The sequence below is a fragment of the Cyclobacterium sp. L-R genome, assembly GCF_056859355.1.
In genome coordinates this window covers 1-23520 of record NZ_JBSXOH010000060.1, presented here as the reverse complement: position 1 = coordinate 23520, position 23520 = coordinate 1, and the positions used below count along the sequence as shown (strand labels likewise).

Genomic DNA, 23520 nt, shown 5'->3' with positions numbered 1-23520 from the left:
CATAAACCCGAAACATGCAAAAGAAAAGGGGCAACCATTTCAGCTATAAGCATACCTAAAAACACTAGAATAACTTTATACCATGGGATTTGAGTTAGATGAATGGATTTATGGCAAGTTTGTCAGGTATTTCAAGAAAAGTAGACTTGCTGCTGAAGAAAGGCTGGAAAACAAGGTCGATCTTGAAAGTATCAAGCCTAGACTAACTTTTTTGGCCAGGGCGATCACAGGTAAAGCCATTACTGTTTTTCCTGCAGAGCGTGAGGGAGGGTATAAAAATGAAAGCTATTTTCTACCGGTTTCGTTTGCCTTACTCCCCACCTGGGAGGAGAATTTATTCTTCTATTTTTATAGAACAATATTTTTAAGCATTCAGCAAGACCTGGGTGCCTGCTGGGACAAAGAAGTGGATGACCTTACGCTATCCCGTCAAATGGCTGAACAGATTGCCCCTGAGATTTTGGAAAAGATGAAGGAGACCTATCCGGCTGTTTTTCATTTTCACAATAAGGCAAAAGACATTTTTACCCAACAAACCAAACCAGAAGAACCCTCAGATTTCACCTGGTTTTACGGCAAATGGATGTGTAGTATATCGGAAACATCAAAAAGCCCATTAGAGAATTTTGATGATCAAACGAAAAAGGGTAAAGAAACGACCCCAACTACTACCTTGAGTGCTCGTGCCGTAGAGGAGGTCAAGAATTTGAGCTTGGATAAAAAGCAGCAGGAGGATTATGTATTGACCCATAACTTTGAGAAAGTTGAAACGGCAGAAGAAGCAAATGGGGTGTGGAGAGATTTTGATGGCAAGGATGAACTGGAAGAGCATCAGGAGGCCTTGGAGGAAATTAATATGCGATTTACTGTGCGTGTGGATGATACAGCTCATTCGGTCTATCAAGCAGATTTTATAGAAAATACCACCCTAGCAGAAAGTGCTTCAAATGACGAGAAGGGCTTGCACTTAAAATACGATGAATGGGATTTTAAAAAGCAACAATACAAAGTAGACTTTTGTAAAGTCTATCCAAGATTGCAGGTGCAGACAGACACCGAATATTACAAAAGAACAATTGCCAAAAATGCTTCCACCTTGATGGGTTTGAGGAAAATGCTCACCTCTGTCAATAATAAAATGTTGCAGCTAAGGAGGCAAAATCAAGGTGAAGAATTTGATATTGATGCACTGACGGACCTTTATACAGATGTGCATGCCCGAAAGACTCCCTCCGAAAACATTTATGTTTCCAAGCGCAAAAAGGAAAAGAGCATCTCTATTCTTTTGCTCTTGGATGTGAGTCTTTCCAGTGATGGTTATGCTGCCAATAGCCGTGTTATTGACGTTGAAAAGGAAGTTTCCATTCTATTTGGGGAGATTTTACATGAGTTTTCTATCGATTTTTCCATTGATAGCTTTTACTCCAAAACGAGAAATTACTCCACTTACCTCACCTTGAAGGATTTTGACGAGCCATGGGAGAAAGCCAAACACAAGATAGGAAGTGTGGAACCTCAGGGGTATACACGAATTGGTGCAGCCTTACGGCATGCAGGGGCAAGATTGGATGATAGGGAGAGCAGAAATAAATGGGTCATTTTGATTTCGGACGGGAAGCCGAATGATTATGACAAGTATGAAGGGAAATATGGGATTCAGGATGTGAAGCAAGCCTTGCGAGAATTAAATGAAAGAAAAATCAATTCCTATGCATTGGCCATAGAAGCACAGGCGAAGTATTATTTACCTCAAATGTTTGGGCAGAATCACTACCAGATATTGACCTCTCCTGTGGAACTGATGAAGTCGCTGGTAAAGCTGTATGAGAAGATTAAACACCAATAAGTAGAGAAAGAAAAAGAACACAATCAGTATGGAGCAAATGCAGGAAAAAATTTCGTTTAAAAATATTTATTATCCTCCAGGTGGAATAATGCTCTGGATCATAATTTTTCTGGAACTAGGCACTTTCGGTCTTGGACTGTTAGGTTTGGCTTATTATGGCGCCCTGACTCCTGAGCTATTTCATGAAGCAAGAATGCATCTAAATACACTTTTAGGCACCAGCAATACTTTGATTTTATTGGTCAGTGGATACACCATGGCCAGGGCAGTGGCTGCTTTTAGAAGTGGAGACAAGCAAAAAGCCAAATGGTTGATAAAAATAACCCTAATTGGCGGGGCTTTATTTTTAGCATTGAAAAGCTATGAGTACTATGAGAAACTTGCTTCTGGATTAGAAATGTGGGACAATATGTTTTACACTTTTTATTGGTTACTCACCGGTTTTCACCTTGTGCATGTGGTGGTAGGGATGGTTATTTTAGGCTATATGTCTTTTAAAATAGATGCCAGAAAATCACCTACCGACGAGCTGGATCTGGAGTCAGGCGCAGCCTTTTGGCACATGTGTGACTTGATATGGCTATTGTTGTTTCCCTCACTTTATTTGATTTTCTAATGAAAAATACCCAGGAAATTACCTTGTTTGTTTTGATCGGATTAACCTTGCTTACAGCCGCTGCTGCAAATTTTATTGGTGAAAAGGCTGCCTATCTCCCTTTGCTTATAATGGGAATAGCAGCAATTAAATTCTTATTGGTTGCTTTTCAATTTATGGAGCTAAAAGAAGCCCATCGATTTTGGAAAATTCTCACGGCAGTAGTTGGTGTTTCTTTGGCCTTTTTAATAGGGGTTTTGGCCTAATTTTTCTCGAAGTATTAAGCAGAAAAAAACAGGGTTTACATTTTTTAATTTAAGGAAGTCTAAAAAGAATCTCATTCAAATTAACAGGTTCAGTTTGTTCAAAATGTTTTTAGGGTGTGAATAGAAATGGTTAGCTTTAGGTTTATAAGGTTACCCCTATGAAACTGAAAGGCTTTTATGGAAACGCTTCTTAAAGAAATCAGAGCTTGTAGAATTTGCGAAAAACACCTTCCTTTAGGCCCTCGGCCGGTTTTATCTGCGCATTCGAAGAGTAAAATTCTAATCGTAGGGCAGGCTCCGGGTACCAAGGTGCATGTCAGCGGTGTGCCCTGGGATGATGTTAGTGGTAGGAATCTCAGGAACTGGTTGGACGTTGACGCAACACTTTTTTATGACCCCGAAGTTTTCGGGATAGTACCCATGGGTTTTTGCTATCCTGGAAGGGGCAAGGGTGGGGATTTGCCTCCTAGACCCGAATGTGCACCCGAATGGCATGCGGATTTGTTTCGTGAGATGCCAGCCATTCAATTGGTATTGTTGATAGGGCAGTATGCACAAAATTATTACCTGGGAAAGGAGAAGAAGAAAACCTTGACCGAAACGGTAAGGAATTACCAAAATTACCTTCCAAAGTTTTTTCCTTTGGTGCACCCTTCGCCTAGGAATAGAATCTGGCAAATGAAAAACCCTTGGTTTGAAGATGAAGTGGTGCCCGCCTTGCAAAATGAAGTGCATGCGCTACTGTGATTTGTTTTGAACCAATAAAATGTGCCATCTCTTTATTGCTCCCTTCGATTTGGGTTTCATTGTTGCTTAATGCGAGTTATTGTATTGTCTTATGTTTGGTTTTTGAAATTCTGTTTGTCTGTTTACTGAATTAACGTTATTTTGAGGCATGAAAAACTTGAGAAGAGATTTTTTAAAAAAATCAGTATTGGCGGCTGGCAGCCTTTTGACAATACCAACGATCATACCCGGATCGGCATTGGGTAAAAATGGCTTTGTGGCACCCTCAGATAGGATTAATCTGGGTTTTATTGGTGCCGGGAATCAGGCTGGAAATGATGTCAAAGACTTTTTAGCTGACAAGCGTGTTCAAGTGACGGCTGTTTGTGATGTCAATAAAAAAAGTTCAGGATATTGGAATGGCAAAGTTGCGGGGAGAGATTATATCATGCAAGTAGTGGATGAGCACTATTCAGAGAAAAACAAGTCCAGCTATCAATCTGCTATTGGCTATACTGATTTTAGAGAATTACTAGAAAACAAAGATATAGATGCTGTAGAAGTAGTCACTCCCGACCATTGGCATTCTATACCCGTGATGATGGCTGCTGCGGCGGGCAAACATATTTATTGCCAAAAGCCTCTTTCACTTACAGTAGAAGAAGGAAGGGCCATGAGTGATGCTGTCAAAAAATACGGTGTGACCTTTCAAACGGGCAGTCAGCAAAGATCCAGTTATCATTTCAGAAGGGTTTGTGAGCTGGCGAAAAATGGAAGGTTGGGAGATCTTCATACCGTCACTTGCGGACTTCCTGGGGGAACACCTGATTTTGGAAGAACAGGTCACTTGACAGAAACCATTCCAGTGCCCAAGGATTTTGATTATGACATGTGGCTAGGTCCTGCTCCTGAAGCACCCTTTAGTCCTTGTAGAACCCATGTAAACTTTCGTTGGAACCTGGACTACTCAGGTGGCAATGTCACAGATTGGGGAGGGCATCATCCCGACATTGCCCAGTGGGGAATGGGTACTGAGCTTACTGGTCCGGTAAAAATTCAAAATGCCCAAGCGGTTTGGTCAGATCATCCGGTTTGGAATACGGCTACAAGGTTTTATTTTGAGTGCATTTATGAAAATGGGATAAAGTTAATCATTCAGAGTGACAAAGACATGGGCGTGACTTTTCAGGGAACGGAAGGTTCGGCATGGGCTACAAGAGGAGACCATAAAATCAATCCTGAAAGTTTGAAGGACACCGTAATTGGACCTGATGAAACGCAACTGTATGTAAGCGATAACCATTTTGAAAATTTTATAGATTGCATTTATTCCGGTGAGGAAACAGTGGCTCCAGCAGAGGTAGGCCACCGGTCTATTACCCTTGCCCATTTGGGGAATATTGCCATGATGTTGGAGCAGGATCTGCTTTGGGATCCGAAAAAAGAACAGTTCAAAGATAACTTTGCAGCCAATCAGTTGCTTATGAGGAAAATGCGAGAGCCTTGGGCTTCTATTTATCGAAGTTTAAAAGTCTAATCATTATCTACTCGAGAATGTTTTTATATTACAATACCTGATTAAAGTCAGTTAATAGGCTGAGAAAATTAAGTCTTTTTGGGCAGGTATCTGGTTAATTTTGTAATTGATCTAAGGATTTTTCAAGTCTGGAAATAAATTAAAAATTACCAATATGTCCCTAATTCATAATTTCCATATCCCTGTAATGGGTTTGGGTTTTACAGTAGATACCCCACTTAAAGTCGCACGTTTTGGCATCTCATCTGTAGTGTCCATTATGGATGACCAGCTGTTGGAAGACATGCGTAGTCATTATACCAATACGGAGGAATTTGAGCCAATAAATGAAAAAGTTGATGATTCCAGAGCAAAACGAATCAAGGCTTACCTTAATTTTTTACAAAGTACTGTTGATGCTCAAGTTGAAGAATTAAAAAATCAAAACTTTGGAGAAGGGCAGGAGATAGACAAGTACTTTGATTTATTGCCCTTTGATCATCCTTTAAGCGCTCTGTATTTAAATATGCAGCTTGCTACAGGTAAAGAAAAACTTGACCTCCAAGAAGCATTAAGGGAGGCAATTGTCCCAGGTAGTATTGATGTCAATATAATGACCAAGGTGGACAAGCTCAATTACGATAAAGAGGGAAACGTATTACCTAGAGAGTATTCAGATGCTTTGCTTGCTTTAAAAGGCTTTGCAGAGAGTAATGTGAGAGGTGGAGTGGTTTTTTCTGCAGGCATGAATCCAGCCCTTTATGGCTATGCAGAGAAGTTCAAAGATTTTTTTCCTGATGAAAATGGTCTCATAAAAAAACCGATTATTTTAAAAGTTTCGGATTACCGATCTGCTTTGATTCAAGGAAAGTTTCTAGCAAAGAAAGGATTGTGGGTGGATGAATACCGAATAGAGTCCGGCTTGAACTGTGGAGGTCATGCTTTTGCTACAGATGGATTTCTTGCGGGGCCTATACTAGATAGTTTTAAAAATAATAGAGAAGGTCTTAAAGAAGAAATATTGACGATCTGTCAGGATGCTTTGAGTAAAAAGAATCAACCATTATTGCCATATAATATCAAACCCAAAATCACTTACCAGGGTGGTATCGGTAGTTCGGATGAAAACCGCATGTTGTTAGAAAAATACGAATTGGATGGCACCGGTTGGGGCAGTCCTTTCCTTTTGGTTCCTGAGGCCACAAATGTAGATGAAGAGACCTTTGACAAACTTCTGAAAGCCAAAAAATCAGATTTCTATTTGAGTAGGGCTTCTCCTTTGGGCGTGCCATTCAATAACCTGAGAACAAGCACTGCAGAAGCTCAGCGAAAGGAAAGAATTGCAAAAGGAAAGCCTGGAAGCCCATGCTATAAAAAGCTTCTTTCTTCAAATGTTGAGTTTACAGACAAGCCAATTTGTACGGCATCACGACAATACCAAAATTTGAAAGTCAAACAAAGGGAAGCAGGCGAGATTTCTGAAGAGGCTTTGACAGAAGTATTAGAAAAGGATTGCCTTTGTGAGGGTTTAGGTGCTCCTGCATTATTGAGCGCAGGAGAAACACCCCGAAGGAACCTTAAAGCTGTAACCATTTGTCCTGGCCCAAATTTGGCTTATTTCAAAGGCTCTTTTAGCTTAAAAGAAATGGTAGACCATATTTACGGAAAGGTGAACCTAACTTTAGATCCGGAACGTCCGCATGTGTTTGTGAAGGAATTGCAACTCTACTTGCAACACCTCAGAACAGATATTGAAAATGCCTTGCCTGAAAATGGGAAGAAAATGGAAGTGTATATCAATAAGTTCAAGAAAAATTTATCTGAAGGGATTGCCTATTACCAGGATATGAAATCTTCTTGGTCCATGGACAATGCTTTGGTTTTAGAAAGGGTAAAAGCTCAATTGGCTGAAATGAAGTTAAAATTGCAGCTTGTATAACGTTTTTTAATCAATTCTCTATTTTTTACACTATTGCCCTTTTTTAGATTTTAAATAATCGGAAAAGGGCTTTTTTGATTTTAATCCTGATGTGAATGCTGGAGTTAACGACCGGGGGGAGAAAAAAGGGTAGATGTACTTTGTAGGAAAGCGAATGAAAGAGGTATATAGCCTAAAAAAAATTCCATCAGTCCTGTAGTAATCCCATTGCAAGCGCACTTGAAATTCGATAAAAATTTATTGTTTAAACTAGATTTGATGAAGAGTTTGAAATTAACTATTTCATGTGATTTTTTGAGTTTATATTTGCCTGAGTTTATTACAGATTAATTGGTTAAAAAAACTTTTGTTTACTGTGAGGGGCTAATTATAGAGGGAAATGCCATAAAACCAATTTACCTTTAAACAAAAAAGAACTTTTTTATCAAATACTCCAATAAAAATATATTCAATGAATTCAGAGAAAGCATTTTTATGTCTTTGGTTATTTATCGGGTTATCCTGTTTTGGATGCATTACAGAGGAAGATGGGAAATTGGACAATAACAATCCGGTCATTGCCATTATAAGTCCTGCAATAGATCAGACATACGTTGCCGAGTGGGGAGGTGCCTGGCCTGAAGGGGAACCTGTGCTACTTGAAGCCAAAGGGATTGAAGATGTAAAGGTAAAGTCTATTCAGGTTACTGTTTCAATTAATATTGGAGATATTGTATTGAATAAGGTCCTTGAAAATCTGTCTGATAATAAATTGGAATTTACATTTTCGGAAAGTTTTACCGCTGAGGAAACAGGTGTTTATACGGTATTGTTTACTGTGATTGATTCCAGTGGAAATGTGGGGACTTCAACTGCCAGAACATTTACCTATTTATAATGGGTAGCTAACTGGTAGGGTATAAAAAACATATTTAACTTCTTTGATAGGATAAGTAAAAAGGTGTGATTTAGTTTAATATGACCATTAGTAAAGCTTTTATTTTTGATATGGATGGCGTTTTAGTCGATTCAGAGGGGTATTGGAAGCAGGCAGAATATGAAGTGTTTACTTCTTTGGGTGTTGAGGTAACGGATGAACAAGCAGACCTAACAAAATCCATGACCACTTTAGAGGTTACCCAGTTTTGGTACGAGAGATTTCCTTGGGGAAATGTCGCTTTAGAAGTAGTAGAACAGCTTGTTGTGTCAAGGGTTATTGCGTTAATTGAGTCTGAAGATTGTCTGATTGATGGTGTGAAATCCTTTATCGAAAAGCTTAAAGAAAAAAAGTATAAGATTGGTTTGGCAACAAATTCACCTCAAAGGATTATCCCTGTAGTATTAAAAAAATTGGATGCTTTGCATTTATTTGATGTAGCCCTATCCGCAGACTCAGAAATAAAAGGTAAGCCAGATCCTGCAATTTATTTCAGCGCGGCTGAAAAGTTAGGTGCTAATCCGGAGGAGTGCATAGTAATAGAAGATTCCTATTCAGGGATGCTGGCTGCGAAAAATGCAGGAATGAAGGTTATTGCTTTTACAAATGGAAGCAAAACCAAAGATTTTCAAATAGCAGACTTTCATATAGACAGCTTTGAAAGTGATAGGATAGAATTTTAAGTAAAATTTCAACCTTTTAATAAATTGGGCGTTTTTAGTTTCATTCAAATCCTTGTGGATCGCAAGTTTTTCTCCCATTTCCCCTTTATAAATCATCTAACTTTTTAAGAACCTTTCTTTAACTGAAAAGAGTCGTTTAAAAATTAAGTAAACAACATTTCTAGGGCCTTCCCGTAAGATGTGTTTTAGCAAACAGCAATTGGCTTGGATTAGCTTGTGTAGTAAAAGCCTCAATGAATAAACCCTTAATAGAGAGAAGATGTAAGTGCATTGCTATTGCCTACTGATCTTAATCCAGCATTGAGAAACTTAAAAAACGTAAAATGACAAAAAGAATATTCATTATAATCCTGTTTTTGAGTAGTTACCATTTCACATCCGCTCAAGACAACAACTTGCAATGGTTAGACATTGAACTTTCAAATTATCAATATCCCTATGCGGTTTCCTACTTGCCATTGAACATTCAAGAACAAGATTTGAAGATGGCTTATATGGATGTGAAGCCAGATCATTATAATGGGAAAAATATTGTTTTATTACACGGCAAAAATTTCAATGGAGCTTACTGGGAAAGCACCATCGAAGCATTGACAAAGGAAGGGTTTCGTGTGATTGTTCCTGATCAGATAGGCTTTGGGAAATCCTCAAAACCAGCTTATTTTCATTATACTTTCCAACAACTTGCACTAAACACAAAAGCTTTACTTGATTTATTAAATATAAAGGAAACAGCTATTTTAGGGCATTCTATGGGAGGAATGTTGGCCACTCGATTTGCTCTGATGTACCCTGAGACGACTCAAAAACTTATTTTAGAGAACCCTATAGGCCTTGAAGATTGGAAATTAAAGGTTCCTTATAAACCTGTTGAGTGGTGGTACCAAAATGAATTGAAAAAGAATTATGAAGGCATTAAAAAGTACCAGCTTGAAAGTTATTATGACAATCAGTGGAAACCAGAATACGACCAATGGGTCAACTTACTGGCAGGATGGACACTTAATTCATCCTACGAAACCATTGCCTGGAATGCGGCACTTACTTATGATATGATTTTTACTCAGCCAGTGGTTTATGAGTTTGAGCATATATCATCACCTACCCTATTGATCATTGGTACCAGAGACAGAACGGCACTTGGTAAACCTTTGGTAGCTGATAAAGTCAGGGAAACCATGGGTTTATACGGCGAATTGGGTAAAATTACCCAAAAGAAGATTCCCGATGCTCAGTTGGTTGAACTTCCAGGCATTGGTCATATGCCTCATATTGAAAATTTTAATGGGTTTGTTGGTCCACTGATTGGCTTCTTAAAAGAATGATCGTTTAGGAAGTGATTTCTTCAACTTATGGTGGTTGGATTGCTTTATGGGTATTTAAATCCTAGGGCCAATAATTATTGAGTTATTTTCCAAACAAAGGAACTTAAAGGCAAAGCAAAGCGGTTTATTTGTTGTCTATTCTGAATTTAATTTGCTTGACACCCAATTTAATTAATTCAGGAAGTTGATGTCCAAATTAGCCATTTGGGTTCTTTTAGTTAAGAGGATTTCTTGAATAGGGAAAAGGCTTAAGATATTCTAAGCTCTGAAACCTAGCTGTTTAAAAGGGGGAAAGTATGCGCTTGATAAACTTTTCATTGGAGTTTATTTTACATGGATGAGGTGACGAGTCCATTTGTAATTTAAGTAAGAAATGTCTGTTATTTGAAGTCGTAACTGAAGTTTTTAATGTAAAGCTTTGTTTTTCAGGTGCTTGATACTTGATTGATTTATGGGTTTTCGCTTACCCGCCTTGTGATAATAGAATTGGTCAGGCTGTAATGGGTTCTGTGGTATATTGGTAATTAAAGATAAAAATGTCTTTTTATTTGCTGCTATACTCTTTATCTTTGAATAGTTTTTAAATATTGGGCGTTTATTCGCCTATAAAAAGTAAGCCTGTTATGGGAAAACCGCTAAAGAGACATCCGGCATTTGTGCCTGTTTCTAGAGATCATCATTTTGGCTTGTTGTTAGTATGGAAGATACGGCAGGGACAAGAGAAGGGAATAGATCCTGAAAGATTACATAATTATGTAAAATATTTTTTCTCCACCCATTTAGAGCCTCATTTCTCTTTGGAGGAAAAGGTGATATTCTCATTTATGGCTAAGAATGACTTACTTAGAAAAGAGGTAGAAGGACAACACAAGGCGATCAGAAAGTTATTTAAGAAACTTGATGTTCTCAAAGAGGATGAATTATCAGCACAATTGACGGAACTTTGTTTGCTTGTAGAAGCACATATTCGTTTTGAAGAAAGGAAGCTTTTCCAATATTTGCAAGTCGAATTACAAAGCAAAGAACTTGAGAAAATGGAGGAGAAAGTAGCGGCAATCCACAATCCCATTACTGAAGAGTGGGAAGATAAATTTTGGATTAAATAAAGTAAAGATTATGTTTTCTAAAGCTTGCGAATATGGAATTAGAGCAGTGATTTACCTTTGGTCTCAAAATACCAAAGGTATAAAATTAGGCGTAAAGGATATCTGTAAAGAGATCGATGCTCCTGAATTTTTTACTGCGAAAATTTTACAATCTCTAGCCAAACAAGATTTAGTAAGTTCTACTAAAGGGCCAAATGGGGGCTTTTATATTAATGAAGAACAAGAAAATATGAGGCTTTTGGATCTTGTGAAGGCCATAGATGGAGATAAATTGTTCAAGGGTTGTGGGTTAGGATTAAAACATTGTTCAGAAATTCACCCTTGCCCTATACATGATGAATATAAAAAAATTAGAGAAAATTTAGCTAAATTGCTTTCTGATAAAACCATAAAAAAACTTGCGGAGGAGGTGTCTTCAGGTAAGGCTACCTTGGTCTCATTGCTGGGTTAAAATTAATAGGTTTGTATGGTTAAGAATGAAAAGGAAGATTTAGATTCATTGGATCAAATCATAAAATTAGTCGATCTTTTTTATGGAAAAGTAAAAGAAGACAATTTGATAGGGCCAATTTTTGAAGATAGAATTAAAGGCCACTGGGACAAACATCTTCAAAAAATGTACACCTTCTGGCAGACTGTTTTATTAGCGGAACACACTTATTACGGTAGTCCGTTTCCTCCACACGCAAAGCTACCTATAGATAAAAAGCATTTTGAACGGTGGCTATTATTATTTCAAGAAACACTTAGGGAAAATTTTTTTGGCGAAAAGGCAACTGAGGCCCTATGGCGAGCAGCCAAAATGGCTGAAATGTTTCAGATAAAAATTGATTATTACCGTGATAATAATATAAGCCCCTTAGGTTAAAAATAGAACAGGGGACTGTTGTTTAAAAGGATCATTCTTTATTAAGGGATTTTTACAAAAGCCTCTTCAATAACAGCCAAATTTACTGTTTTTAAAGAGGCTTTAGCAATAGATTTGATTTGCTTGCTAATTTTCGCAGTCTCAGGGTTTTTATAAATAAGGAGTGGAAATAAGACAAAATAAACCTGAGATTTATATTTTACTAATCTCAAGAATTTGGTTTACAATCTCATCATTTTCTAATTCCAGCCCTTCTTTTTGGTATTGCAGAACCCCCTCTTTGTCAAATACACTTATAATATTAGAGTGAGAAAAATCCATGGGGTTTATTTTTTTGTATTTCACCGATAGGATATTGGCAAAATCTCTTACGCTGTCTTCGGTACCTTGAAGAAATAGCCATTGATCGGCATTCATCTCGTTTTCAGCTGCAAATTTCTTGAGCCTTTCAGGCGTATCAACCAAAGGGTCAATACTTACCAGTACATAGCGAGGTTGGGTCCCTGCCTTGGTTCCCACTTTTTCTTCAATAAACCGCATATCAGCGACCAATCTTGGACAAGCAGTTTGGCATGATGTGTAGATCATTACTACAACCAAAGGTTGCCCTTTTAGGTCAATAAATGAAATCTGATTACCATTCTGAGTGTTCCAATTGCTGGGTAAATTATAAATGGACATTTCATTCAATTCCTTGACTTCTTCTGGAGTGATTGAGGTTGAAGTTGTTTGTTCTTTGCACCCTTGAAGGAGTACAACAAGTGTCAACATTATTGTGATTGCTGTCTTCATGATCGTTTCATTTATGGCAGATTACCCTGCATTAATTTTATTATTGGATGTCTTTTGCACATCTAAAACCAAGGTTTGTCATACTGTACCTGGCCTTTAAACTAGAGCGCATAGCGTAACGCATAAAGGCGGCATAGTTCATCAAATCGTTGGCACCTAATGCCCCACTTGCACAAAATAAGCCTTGGTCAGTGTTTCCATTATTTCTGGATTCTCCTGTGATGATGATTGAATTAAAATCCAAGGTCCACTCCCAAACCAAACCATGTAAGTCGTAGACACCATAAATATTACTTGGTTTGCTGCCTACTTTTAGTAAGTAGGTTTTTGGTGTTTCATAGCTTCTCAGAATCGCTAAATTATAGAGACTGTCTTCTCTGGCATCTTCTTTCACTTCATTGGCCATGGCCAGATATTCCCATTCATCTACTGTAGGAAGACGTTTGCCCTGACATGCACAATAAGCCTTTGCCGCAAACCAAGAAACCTGAACGACTGGGCTGTTCTTGAATGCTGAAGGATAGCTAAGGTCTCCTTCCCAAACTTCTAGGTATCTTTTGTCTGCAAATAATCCCTTTACCTGAGATTTTCTCCATTCAGGGTATTCTTTTACGAATTGCAAATACGCTTCATGGGTTACCGGTAGTGGGTCTATATAAAAAGCACTTACATTAACTTCTTCACTTGAGTTGCCATAGAGTGGGAGGTAAGACCCCCCATCTATTTTTCTCATGGCATTTTCTTGACCAAAAGTGGAGAAATGGATCAATGCAAGTGCTCCTATTAATACCCAATTTTTCATTTTCTTTGTGCTTGAACCATTTGAGGAGTGATTACTTTTCCACTATTGCCCCAGCTATTGTATATGAAGGTCAGTACATTGGCAATCTCGCTGTCATTCATTTGTTGTGCAGGCATTATGCTATTATAGGACTTTCCATTTACAACCACCTCACCTGACAAACCGTGTAGTAATATCCCTATGGATCGATCCACATCTGCGTTAAGGTAATCGGATTTTGCAAGTGGAGGGAAAGCATTTGGAATCCCTTCACCATTCGGTTGATGACAGGCAAAACAGGCTTGCATGTATAAGTTTTTACCGGCAATAATTTGCTCTTCTTTACTAAGGTTTACAGGAGCTTCAATCTCCAGTTCATTTTTAGGCATATTTTGTATTACACTTCCTTCAGGCTGATAAATTCCTTCCATAATTGCTCCTGCAAATATTGCCTTGTTTTCCTCTCCAGACACGGAGAGAATACCTAAAGCCCCTTTATTAAATGCCCTGAAAATACTGTGATCTACCAGTACTAAGTTAGAAGGGACATCAGCCACAAATTCTACTATGGCCGAACCGCCAGCAGGGACCAATGTAGTTTGTACATTATGGTTGAATTGTTCTCCTCCTTCAAGGTAAACTTTGTCAAAAATCTCACCGATAACATGGAAGGAAGAAACTAAGTTTGGACCTCCATTACCGAAAAATATCCTGATGTTTTCACCTACTTTAGCGGTAATGCTGTTGTCACCTGAGAGGCCGTTAACATTTCCGTTAAATACTACATAGTCAGGGTTTTCATCAATGGCTTTTTGCATGCTAAATGGTTGCAATCCTTGTTGACCAAATTTCCCTTCTGTATAAAAGTCACCTTGCATTACATAAAACTCTCTATCCACAGGAGGTAATCCTCCTTCTGGTTCAACCAATATCAGACCATACATGCCATTGGCAATGTGCATTCCAACTGGTGCTGTTGCACAGTGGTAAACAAACAATCCTGGATTTACAACTTTAAAGGAAAAGGTCTTTTCTTGTCCTGGTGCAACGAATGAAGCTTCAGCACCACCGCCTTGACCTGTGACGGCATGTAAGTCTATATTGTGGGGTAGCTTATTGTCTGGGTGGTTTCTAATTGTAAACTCTACCACGTCTCCTACTCTTGTTCTGATAAAAGAGCCAGGAACAGAACCGCCGAAGGTCCAATACATATAGGTAACTCCATCGGCCATTTCTCCTTCTTTTTCAACGATCTCCATTTCTACAAATAGTTTTTTTGCAGGCCTGTTTCCAACTGGTGGAGGTACGTTTGGAGGGGCTGTAAGCGTGGCATGTTCTTCTCCAAATACTTTAATTTTGGCGTAATCTGTTACACTTTTTGGGGTATGATTTTTCTCTGAATCATGATTCCCACAACCAACCATTAATACTGAGATTAAGAGGATAAAAAGATAAAAATATCCTCTAACTGATCTTACTTTTGCTATTTCCATGGTAAATCATTATTTATATAGGTTGTAATTTTTAAAAGCTTTTTTTAGTGCTGTTTAGTTGGCTAAAGGTAGTGAGACATGGATGCGCCCAATAAAACAAAAATTAGGTGAAATCATGATATTTGTCATGTATTTTGATGAATAAATATTCTATTAAAATATATGTAATTTTGTTATAATATAATTTAATAATTGTTTATTTTACAATATTGTTTTATTCATCTAATATTATCTGTAAAAATTGAATATTCAAAACATAAAAAATGGAACTCTCAAATGGAATTTGACCTAAAATAAAAAGGTTTCATGCCTATTTACATGAAACCTTTTGGACTGACTTTACTTTTTATTAGTTAGAATTATTGTTTAATCCTTGCTAGGGCTTGTGTTTCAATTCTGATTTAACTTAACACTATTGTAACCTTTAAAACTTACAATAAGGGTAGCTGATGAATCGGATTTTAAAGCGAATTCCCCATTAATATCTGTTACAGTTCCTGCGTTAGCGCCTTCTACTATAATTAATGCACCCGGAAGTAAATTTCCTTCAGTATCCCGAACCGTACCATTCCAAGTTCCATTTGAATAGTTTGTCTTAATTTTTAAACCATCCACGTTTGGAGTGAATTCTCCTATGTTTACTTCACCCAATGGTAGCTTGTCAGAATCTAATTCCTCTTTGCTAAGTGTGAAAAACAGAGGGATTGTCATTTGTACCCTTATGGGTTGACCATTTTGCATTCCCGGATTGAAATCCGGCGCATTTTTAATTATCCTTTCTGCTAAAAACTCAAAACCATTTTCAGTTCCACTGGCAGCGGAAACATTGGAAACTGATCCATCTTTCTCTACCACAAATTGAACTTCAACCTGGCCCTCTATGCCCTTAATTCGGGCATATAAAGGGTATTTCGCTTCTTTTTTGACATAATTTGAAAATGCTGTCATTCCACCTTTGAACTCAGGCATTTTATCCAAAGGACTATTTTGGTTTCCCTTCCATTTTAAACTGGAATCAGGAGGGAGTTGGTTGGATGGATAAGCATTGATTTTAATTGAAAATCCTGTAACTATCAATAAGGCTAATAAACTGAAAAAGGCGATTCGAAGGCGCATAGTCGTTTTCTTTAGGGGTTTATTTAACATAGTTAATCTGTGTTTTAAGGTGGAGGAGGAGATAGCACTTGTCCATATCAAAGGATTATTTTGAATGCTGAGGCTTAACAGTAGCTTTTTGTATTTGATAGGATGCACCGAATCTTTTACGCCTTGATCGGCTAGGTATTCATGATTTAGGACAATGGCTTTCTTTACCATAAATACAATAGGGTTGAACCAGCATATCACCGATATAAATTCCATCAATGCCAAGTCTATATGGTGTTTTTGAACGATATGGATGAGTTCGTGCTTTATGATCATTTCCGTTTTTCCGGAACCTTCTTTATAGGTTGAAGGATGCATAAAAACATACTTTCCGAAACTGAAAGGTGAAATCACTTTTTCTGAGAGGATAAGGTTGGCCTTCTTTAAGGTTTTGCTCGAGGCTTTTTTTGTCCAATTGATTAGCTTTAATAATGCACTTATTTTCTTAGCGAATAAAAGTGCAGTTATAGCCAAATAAACTGCCAGGATCCAAAATTCAGCAGGAATGGCCTGAGTTGATGGGGCAGAAGCTACAACCGGAGTAGATTGGTTTTGGGCATAGGGAAGATAGTTAACAGCTACAGTGCTTTCTTGTGGTAGCCACAAGGGTAAGCTTATAAAAGGAACAAGCATGGCCGCAGGGATCAACGATAAAAGCAGCCACCGGTTCAATGTGAATGTTTTCTCATTTGCCAGAAAAAGTTGAAAGAGCAAAAAGAGAATTGCGGAACAGCCGATAAATTTAACCAAAACCATCATCATTTTTTTCTCCTTTCAATTTCGGTTTCTACAAGTTTTTTAATTTCTTCCAATTCATTGGTACTCAAGTCTGCTTTCTTGGTAAAGAAGGAAGCAAATTGAAGCGGTGAATCAGAGAAAAAATCTTTAATAATGGTTTTTACCTGCCCGGAAAAATAATCCGGTTTCTCTACAAGAGCATGGTATTGCCTTGAGTTCCCAAATAATTTGAATCCTACATAACCTTTTTGTTGCATGCGTTTCAGCAGTGTTGCCACAGTGCTTGGCGCAGGTTTTGGTTCAGGAATGACCTCAAGAAGTTCTTTCATAAATATGGGCTGGTTGGACCAGATCAACTCCATTAGTTTTTCTTCGGATTTGGATAACTTCATTCTACATTACAATAAGGTGTTCTACAAATGTAGAAAAATAATTTATAACTCCAAATCTTTGATCTATTTTTCATTCTTTCGGACTAAATTCTAAACCTTGTCAAGTTGAGGCAAGAAGTATAGAATGTCAGTCCTATTGGATGATTGAATATTTCGCAAATCATGTATTTGATCCCGGCTTTATATAAAAGGATATATTTGTCTTAAATGTTTGTAGTTTTGTTATTGTAAGAATTAGAGAGAGTTTTACTAAGGATTAATTCTTAATTGTGGAAATGATTTTCTATAAAAACAACCAGCAGATGAGGAAAAACTGGATTTTGATTTCACTACTTAATTTTTTAATTGCAGCCATAATGGGCTTGGTGCTAAGAGCAGCTTTCGTATGGGAGTTAAATTGGATAGAATTTAAAAATTTATTACATGGGCATTCCCATGTAGCCCTTTTAGGTTGGCTTTACCTTGGCTTTTTCATTTTGATTCATGGTAATTTTTTACCTAAAGAAAAGGCCTCCAAACCAATTTATACCTATCTGTTTTGGTTAACACAATTTTCAATAACAGGTATGATGATAGCCTTTCCTTTGCAAGGTTATGCTGGCTTTTCAATATTCTTTTCCTCCCTTCATATTGTCTTGAGCTATCTCTTTGTCTTTAGGGTATGGAGAGATCACATTAAAGGATGTGAACAAATAAACCTTTTATTAAAAACCTCATTATTTCTTCTTCTACTTTCCACCTTAGGGGTTTGGGGAGTGGCAGTGATTATGGGAAACGGAGGTGGGGGCGGGATGCTGTACCAGGTAGCCATACAGTTTTACCTTCACTTTCAGTTTAATGGATGGTTGATTTTTGCGCTTTTAACCTTAATTGTTAAAACCTTCAAGGTTAGTTTCCCAAGACTTGGTTTTCGTTTAGTTTACGGGTTTTTATTGTCAAGCCAGATTTTGACATTTGCTTTGATCTTGTTCTGGGCCTACCAGTGGAGCTGGGCTTATTATGTCAATGCAGTAGGGGTTCTCCTGCAACTTTTTGGATTAGTGGCAATTTTTGTTTTAAAGAGAAAATCTTTGCCTAAACTGTCCTTACATTTCTCTCCTAAAACCAAACCATGGCTAATACTTGCTGTAATAGTTGGCCTAATAAGGGTAGCTGCTCAAACTTTGCTCGTTTTGCCTGAGTTAGCAGAAATGGTTGTTATTTTGCGTTTATTTATTATAGGGTTTATTCACCTAAGTATGCTTGGATTATTCTCCGCCTATTTGATGTTTTCTTTTATTAATTCGAACACTATGGAAGTACAGAACCGAGGAATGAAAACCGCTGTTTGGTTCTATTACCTAGGATTCATAGGTACTGAAATGCTTTTGTTTGCCCAGGGCTTTTTCTTTTGGCAAGGTTGGGGATCCATGGCTTATTTTAATGAAAGCTTGTTGTTTTTTAGTTGTTGCTTACCATTGGGGATTTGTATTTATATTCATTTATTCAATAAGCATCAAAATAGGGCCTTACTCACAAATTACACTTAATAAAGGTTGTTCATGATCCATTGGTAAATCAAGCCTATGCCGACCCCAGATACAATGATAAGAGGAGAGGGTATTTTACTATATCTCAATAGGATGTAGGTGCCGATGATGATGACGATATTAATGAAATTATTCTCCATAGGTTCAAATAAAAGATAAGCAGCGGCGATCAACATGCCACAACTTACCGCATTTATTCCTTCTAGGGCGGCTCTCACCGGACGGTATATCTTTAAGGCATCCCAAAACCGGATAACAAAAAATATTAGAAAGGTGCCTGGTAAAAATATACCTGCAGCTGCAACCAATCCTCCAGTGATCATGCCAGTAACTCCCCATTCTCGCATGGACAATGCACCAATATAAGAGCTAATACTAAAGGTTGGGCCTGGGATACTTTGAGAAATGGCGTAACCTGTCAGAAATTCTTCCGAACTTAAATAGTTTTTGAACTCTACAAATTCTGTATACAAGTAGGGGACTAAAACCTGGCCTCCTCCAAATATAAGGGATCCATTTCTATAAAAATTCTCAAATAATCTTATTGGCAAGATTCTGGTATAATGTCCCAAGACAGCCGCTGAAATCAATACTCCTGCCCAAAGAATAAAATTCCCCCAAGAGATCCTAATTTTTGGTTTCTCTTCAATGATTGGTTGTTTATTGTAATTGTGGGTAGTAATCAAACCACCTAAGACCAGCATGATTGGGAAAATAAAGGGTGAATTGTAAAAAAATGCAATAAATGCTGCAATCATCATTAAGATGGCGGCCTCTACCGTATGGATCATTTTTTTTATCGTGATCTGAGAGGCGTAGATGATATAGCCTATGGCCATAGGCTGAATAAATTTAGCAAAGCCCAGCTCTCCTTTTGTGTTGGACTGCAAGTATTCAATCAAGAAGGCTGTCCCTATCATAAGAAGGGTAGCCGGGAGTACCCATACCAATAAAGAAAGGTAGGCCAATACCGGTCCTCCCACCCTGAAGCCTATTGCTGATATGGTCTGAGTAGAAGTTGGCCCAGGCAAAACCAGACAAAGGGCATTTAATTCCAGCAAGTCTTTCTCTGTAATAAAGCCTCTTTTTTTGACCATTATATCAATGACCATGGCCAAAAAAACCTGTGGACCTCCAAAAGCTGTCAGAGAAAGTACGAGCACATCTTTCAGATATATATAATACCGTACCTTCCTGATGGTCGTCATATGAACTTGTTATTTTTTCAGTCCTAACTCTTTTAATCTTTCATCTAAAAATTCACCTGCAGTGCAATCTTCAAATGCTTTAGGGTGATTTTCATCAATACAAGAGTTCAGACAACTCAGGTCCATTTCAGAACGAGGATGCATGAAAAATGGAATTGAATACCTGCTGGTGTCCATTAATTCACGTGGAGGATTTACTACCCGGTGAATGGTGGACTTGAGTTTTTTATTTGTCAACCTTTCCAGCATGTCTCCTACATTCACTATCAATTGATCAGGAAGGGCAGTGATTGGGATCCATTTCCCATCTCTTCTTAATACTTGTAAACCATCTGCACTCGCTCCCATTAGGATAGTGATTAAGTTGATGTCTCCATGTTCGGCTGCTCTAACGGCATCGGCAGGCACATCATCAGGATTTTTTATAGGGAAGTAATGGATGGAACGTAAAATGGAATTGCCATTTTCAATTTTGCTTTCGAAATAATTCTCCTTGAGTCCTAAGTTTAAAGCAATGGCTCGGAGCATGGTTTTACCAGCAGCTTCTAAAGTTTTAAATACCTTCAATGAAATGTCTTTGAATTCGGGCACTTCCCTTGGCCATACATTGGGTAGGTATTCTTCTTTTACGGTATCATCGTTTGAAATCTCATCAAGAGGTTGGCCTACATGGTAGAATTCTTTCAAATCTCCTGTATTCCTTCCTTTGGCATGTTCTTTACCTTTACCAGTATACCCTCTTTGAAAGCCTTTATCAGGCTGTTCATATTTGGCTTTGATATTGTCTGGAAGCAGGAAGAAGTTTTTGATGGCCGAATAAAGCTCATCCTGCATATTTTGATCGAGTCCGTGGTTTTTTATGGCCACGAATCCAATGTTCTCATATGCTTCTCCTAGTTTTTTTACAAAAGCAGCTTTTTTACTACTGTCCCCAGAAATGAAATCTGCCAAATCCAGGCACGGAACCTCTTCAAATAAAATTTCGCTCATTTGCTTTTTAAGTTTAATGCAAGGTAATTTTTTTATTGTTAAAAATAAATACCTTTGAATCCGGATTTCACTTTAGATTTTTAAGTCCAGCGTGAAATTAAAAGAAAATAATTAAGTAATTGATCGAGCGTATGAGAAATGATGAAAATCACCCGGTAGGATTATTTTGAAGTCTTTTTACCAAGGGATAAAATAGCTACACAACCTTTCACGTTAAGTCCTTACAGAACAAATCTATATGAAATTCAAGAACATTTTTTTTACCATAGCCCTTTTATTGGTATTTATGTATGCCTGTGATTCTACAAATAAGAAATCTGAGGCATTGGTGGATCAACAAAATGAAGCCCCAAATGAATTGAAAGAAAGTATAGTAGAAAAAATTCAATTCGAAAAGCTGGTAACAGCAACGAACCCTGATGCAATGCTGGACATATATAACCCAATAGGGAATGAGGACCTTAAAGAAGGGAAGGTGGCCTTCTCTTTCAATATACGGAACCATGGCTTAGGGAGAGAAAATCCATTGATGCTTTCATTAAATGGGGCGAGTCCTAAACCTTATACCTTGCCAAATTTTCAAATGGACTTAAATAAAGGCACCTATAGGGCTGTTGCTTTTTTGGTCAACGAAGAGGGCTTAGCCCTAAAGGAATATGGGAACTTTTCTCAACGAGATTTTACAGTAGGAGGGTCAAGACCTTTTCCAGAAGACGAGGAGCCTTATGTGATTCTTCACCTACCCATAGAACAGCAAAGTTATTCTGCAGATGAGCAGGTTGTCGTGGACTTTCTTTACCTGGGAGGCGCACCAGACAGCGATGGGGTGAAAGTATTGATTGAAATTGACGGTCAGCAGTTCATTACTGAAGAAATTGTTCCTGTGAAGTTATCCAAAATAGATAAAGGGACTCATAGTCTGAAGGTTAGTTTGATTAAAGCTGGAAATGGGGAAGAGTTATCAGGTGTTTTTTCTAGCCAGACAAGAAATATTCTTATAGAATAGGCTGGTTTTAGGCGAGTAATGTGCGTAATACAGATAAGGATTTTATTTCTCCAAATCCATCGATATGGATTTTGTAGAACAATATCCAATCGTCTAATAATTGCCTTTTTATATTGCCGGGCACCTCTGTGGGTGAATGAGGTTCGCTTTCTAAAATCTGGTTAAGGAACAGGCTTTTTTTTGTGTAATTACTACTTGATTGATCAACGGGTAGTTGTAAAAAAAAGTCATTTGCGTCCTCAGGTTCAAAACCCAAATAGCGGGAAGTACCTATCAAAAAATGTAGAGCGAATAATCCCGGTTGGTACAGTTCTGCATCAAGGGCTAAAATTTGGTTCTTAAGATGGTCAAACAGCAATTCATTCTGGTAATTGTCAAAAACAACCTTTCCCAATATTTCAGCCATAAACATACTAATGCCAGAACGGATAAAATCAAATGGGATGCGTTGAAAACTTATGTCTGATTTTATTTCAGAAATTCTATGGATGTTGGCATTCTCTTTATCATAAACGACAAGATCCACCAAGGTTAAGGGTTGAAAAAGGGCGACTTTGGAAGATGATTTATTACTCCTCACTCCATTTACCACATAGGATTTGAGCCCTAGTTCTCTTGTGAAGATTTTCGTGATAATCGAAGTTTCTCTGTATTTTGTATACCCAATTACAATTCCAGTAGTTTTTTTAAGCATTAAGTGGTTACATCTAGGTCAAAAAAACACCTGCGACAACGGGCCTCATAGCTTTCTTTTTCTCCCAGCATTACCTTGGTTTTTTCCGCAGACAATCTGTAACTAAAAGAAGCAAGATCACCGCATTTCATACATATAGCATGTACTTTAGTGACATATTCAGCCATTGCCATTAATTGAGGCATCGGCTCAAAAGGCTTCCCTTCAAAGTCCATGTCTAGACCGGCAATAATTACCCGAGTACCAGTCTTGGCAAGTTTTTCTACAACAGGAATTATTTGGGCATCAAAAAACTGAACTTCGTCAATTCCTACCACATCGCAATTACCTGCTAGAAGCAAAATGTCTTCAGCAAATTGTACAGGGGTAGATCGGATAATGTTTTCATCATGTGAGACTACATTATTGTCATCATACCTTTTATCGATGGCAGGTTTAAATATTTCCACCTTTTGTTTGGCGATTAACGCCCTGTTAAGTCTTCTTATCAATTCTTCTGTTTTACCAGAAAACATTGAACCGCATATTACCTCTAATTGCCCTTTTCGGCCGGTTTTTCCTAAAGATGGTTCAATAAACATAAATTCTGAATAATGGTAAAAAATCTTTACTACTGTAGTTGACCAAACAGAAAGAATGAATCAAGGTCAACAGGAAAATTAGTAAAATATAAGCAGACGAAATTAATTGATTTATATTTATTAATAAAAATTAAAGCCAGATTAAACCTGAAATAGGCAAAAGGCCATCTATTATTTGATAATACCACCTCGGATTAGGTCACTCCTTGCTAGTTCAACCCGGATTATGTAATAGAATTCGTGATAGCCTGTCCCGTGTTTACGGGAAGTGTTGCAATCGCAAGAAAATCAGGCTGTTTGGAGATTTTAGCATAGCACCGCTATGGTGAAATTGAAAACAGCAACGAAGTGGCTGATTTTAAAGCGATTTCAGCACGTAATAGA

Annotated in this window: 23 protein-coding genes; 14 read left to right on the top strand and 9 right to left on the bottom strand. The window is 37.8% G+C overall.

Going from position 1 to position 23520, the window contains the following annotated elements:
* Positions 1-82 precede the first annotated feature (82 nt).
* The 12 genes from AC13EX_RS07890 (at position 83) to AC13EX_RS07835 (ending at position 11786) form a co-directional block, all read left to right on the top strand.
* Positions 83-1846, top strand: coding sequence for a nitric oxide reductase activation protein NorD (locus tag AC13EX_RS07890; RefSeq protein ID WP_339715400.1), 1764 nt, complete (start codon positions 83-85; stop codon positions 1844-1846).
* Between the two features lie 28 nt (positions 1847-1874).
* On the top strand, positions 1875-2462 hold the full coding sequence (locus AC13EX_RS07885) for a cytochrome c oxidase subunit 3 (protein ID WP_048640186.1): 588 nt from the start codon (positions 1875-1877) through the stop codon (positions 2460-2462).
* Entirely contained in the window at positions 2462-2707 is a 246-nt protein-coding gene (locus tag AC13EX_RS07880; RefSeq protein WP_048640185.1) for a cytochrome C oxidase subunit IV family protein, read from the top strand. Before AC13EX_RS07885 ends, AC13EX_RS07880 begins: the two co-directional genes overlap by 1 nt.
* A 177-nt stretch (positions 2708-2884) precedes the next feature.
* On the top strand, positions 2885-3454 hold the full coding sequence (locus AC13EX_RS07875) for a uracil-DNA glycosylase family protein (RefSeq protein ID WP_048640184.1): 570 nt from the start codon (positions 2885-2887) through the stop codon (positions 3452-3454).
* Between the two features lie 148 nt (positions 3455-3602).
* Entirely contained in the window at positions 3603-4970 is a 1368-nt protein-coding gene (locus tag AC13EX_RS07870; RefSeq protein WP_482892244.1) for a Gfo/Idh/MocA family protein, read from the top strand.
* Positions 4971-5124: 154 nt separating this feature from the next.
* A complete protein-coding gene (locus tag AC13EX_RS07865) occupies positions 5125-6888 on the top strand; it encodes a hypothetical protein (protein ID WP_482892243.1) in 1764 nt (587 codons plus the stop codon).
* 451 nt (positions 6889-7339) lie between these two features.
* On the top strand, positions 7340-7765 hold the full coding sequence (locus tag AC13EX_RS07860; RefSeq protein ID WP_339715410.1) for an Ig-like domain-containing protein: 426 nt from the start codon (positions 7340-7342) through the stop codon (positions 7763-7765).
* Positions 7766-7845: 80 nt separating this feature from the next.
* Entirely contained in the window at positions 7846-8487 is a 642-nt protein-coding gene (gene hxpB / locus AC13EX_RS07855; protein ID WP_339715413.1) for a hexitol phosphatase HxpB, read from the top strand.
* A 323-nt stretch (positions 8488-8810) separates the two neighbouring features.
* Positions 8811-9812 carry an alpha/beta fold hydrolase gene (locus AC13EX_RS07850; RefSeq protein WP_482892242.1) on the top strand — a complete coding sequence of 334 codons (1002 nt, stop codon included), beginning with the start codon at positions 8811-8813 and terminating at the stop codon, positions 9810-9812.
* Positions 9813-10435: 623 nt separating this feature from the next.
* Positions 10436-10918, top strand: coding sequence for a hemerythrin domain-containing protein (locus tag AC13EX_RS07845; protein WP_048640178.1), 483 nt, complete (start codon positions 10436-10438; stop codon positions 10916-10918).
* Positions 10919-10928: 10 nt separating this feature from the next.
* Positions 10929-11369 (top strand): RrF2 family transcriptional regulator, encoded by a 441-nt coding sequence (locus AC13EX_RS07840; RefSeq protein WP_482892241.1) that lies wholly within the window; start codon positions 10929-10931, stop codon positions 11367-11369.
* A gap of 15 nt (positions 11370-11384) precedes the next feature.
* On the top strand, positions 11385-11786 hold the full coding sequence (locus AC13EX_RS07835; protein WP_048640176.1) for a group III truncated hemoglobin: 402 nt from the start codon (positions 11385-11387) through the stop codon (positions 11784-11786).
* 192 nt (positions 11787-11978) lie between these two features.
* Here the strand turns inward: AC13EX_RS07835 and AC13EX_RS07830 are convergent, their stop codons facing one another.
* The 5 genes from AC13EX_RS07830 to AC13EX_RS07810 all read right to left on the bottom strand — a co-directional run bounded on the left by AC13EX_RS07830 (position 11979) and on the right by AC13EX_RS07810 (position 17128).
* Positions 11979-12578, bottom strand: a complete 600-nt coding sequence (locus tag AC13EX_RS07830) for an SCO family protein (RefSeq protein WP_482892240.1) — start codon at positions 12576-12578, stop codon at positions 11979-11981.
* Positions 12579-12618: 40 nt separating this feature from the next.
* Positions 12619-13380, bottom strand: a complete 762-nt coding sequence (locus AC13EX_RS07825) for a formylglycine-generating enzyme family protein (RefSeq protein WP_048640174.1) — start codon at positions 13378-13380, stop codon at positions 12619-12621.
* Positions 13377-14852 carry a copper-containing nitrite reductase gene (gene nirK / locus AC13EX_RS07820; RefSeq protein ID WP_048640173.1) on the bottom strand — a complete coding sequence of 492 codons (1476 nt, stop codon included), beginning with the start codon at positions 14850-14852 and terminating at the stop codon, positions 13377-13379. The genes AC13EX_RS07825 and nirK overlap by 4 nt, the downstream gene beginning before the upstream one ends.
* Before the next feature lie 390 nt (positions 14853-15242).
* Positions 15243-16748, bottom strand: coding sequence for a TonB family protein (locus AC13EX_RS07815; RefSeq protein ID WP_482892239.1), 1506 nt, complete (start codon positions 16746-16748; stop codon positions 15243-15245).
* Between the two features lie 8 nt (positions 16749-16756).
* Positions 16757-17128 (bottom strand): BlaI/MecI/CopY family transcriptional regulator, encoded by a 372-nt coding sequence (locus AC13EX_RS07810; protein ID WP_482892238.1) that lies wholly within the window; start codon positions 17126-17128, stop codon positions 16757-16759.
* A gap of 275 nt (positions 17129-17403) precedes the next feature.
* On the opposite strand from AC13EX_RS07810, the gene AC13EX_RS07805 reads away from it, so the two are divergent.
* Positions 17404-18657 (top strand): hypothetical protein, encoded by a 1254-nt coding sequence (locus AC13EX_RS07805; protein WP_482892237.1) that lies wholly within the window; start codon positions 17404-17406, stop codon positions 18655-18657.
* Here AC13EX_RS07805 and chrA read toward each other — a convergent pair.
* Positions 18654-19865: a chromate efflux transporter gene (gene chrA, locus AC13EX_RS07800; protein ID WP_048640169.1), complete on the bottom strand. Its 1212-nt coding sequence runs from the start codon at positions 19863-19865 to the stop codon at positions 18654-18656. The genes AC13EX_RS07805 and chrA overlap by 4 nt on opposite strands.
* Positions 19866-19874: 9 nt before the next feature.
* Entirely contained in the window at positions 19875-20855 is a 981-nt protein-coding gene (locus AC13EX_RS07795) for an isopenicillin N synthase family dioxygenase (RefSeq protein WP_048640168.1), read from the bottom strand.
* A 238-nt stretch (positions 20856-21093) separates the two neighbouring features.
* Here AC13EX_RS07795 and AC13EX_RS07790 point away from each other — a divergent pair, with 238 nt between their 5' ends.
* Positions 21094-21861 carry a hypothetical protein gene (locus AC13EX_RS07790; protein WP_482892235.1) on the top strand — a complete coding sequence of 256 codons (768 nt, stop codon included), beginning with the start codon at positions 21094-21096 and terminating at the stop codon, positions 21859-21861.
* Between the two features lie 7 nt (positions 21862-21868).
* On the opposite strand, the gene recO is transcribed toward AC13EX_RS07790, so the two are convergent.
* Entirely contained in the window at positions 21869-22555 is a 687-nt protein-coding gene (gene recO / locus AC13EX_RS07785) for a DNA repair protein RecO (RefSeq protein WP_048640166.1), read from the bottom strand.
* Positions 22555-23136: a thymidine kinase gene (locus tag AC13EX_RS07780; RefSeq protein WP_339715439.1), complete on the bottom strand. Its 582-nt coding sequence runs from the start codon at positions 23134-23136 to the stop codon at positions 22555-22557. Before AC13EX_RS07780 ends, recO begins: the two co-directional genes overlap by 1 nt.
* Between the last annotated feature and the right edge of the window lie 384 nt (positions 23137-23520).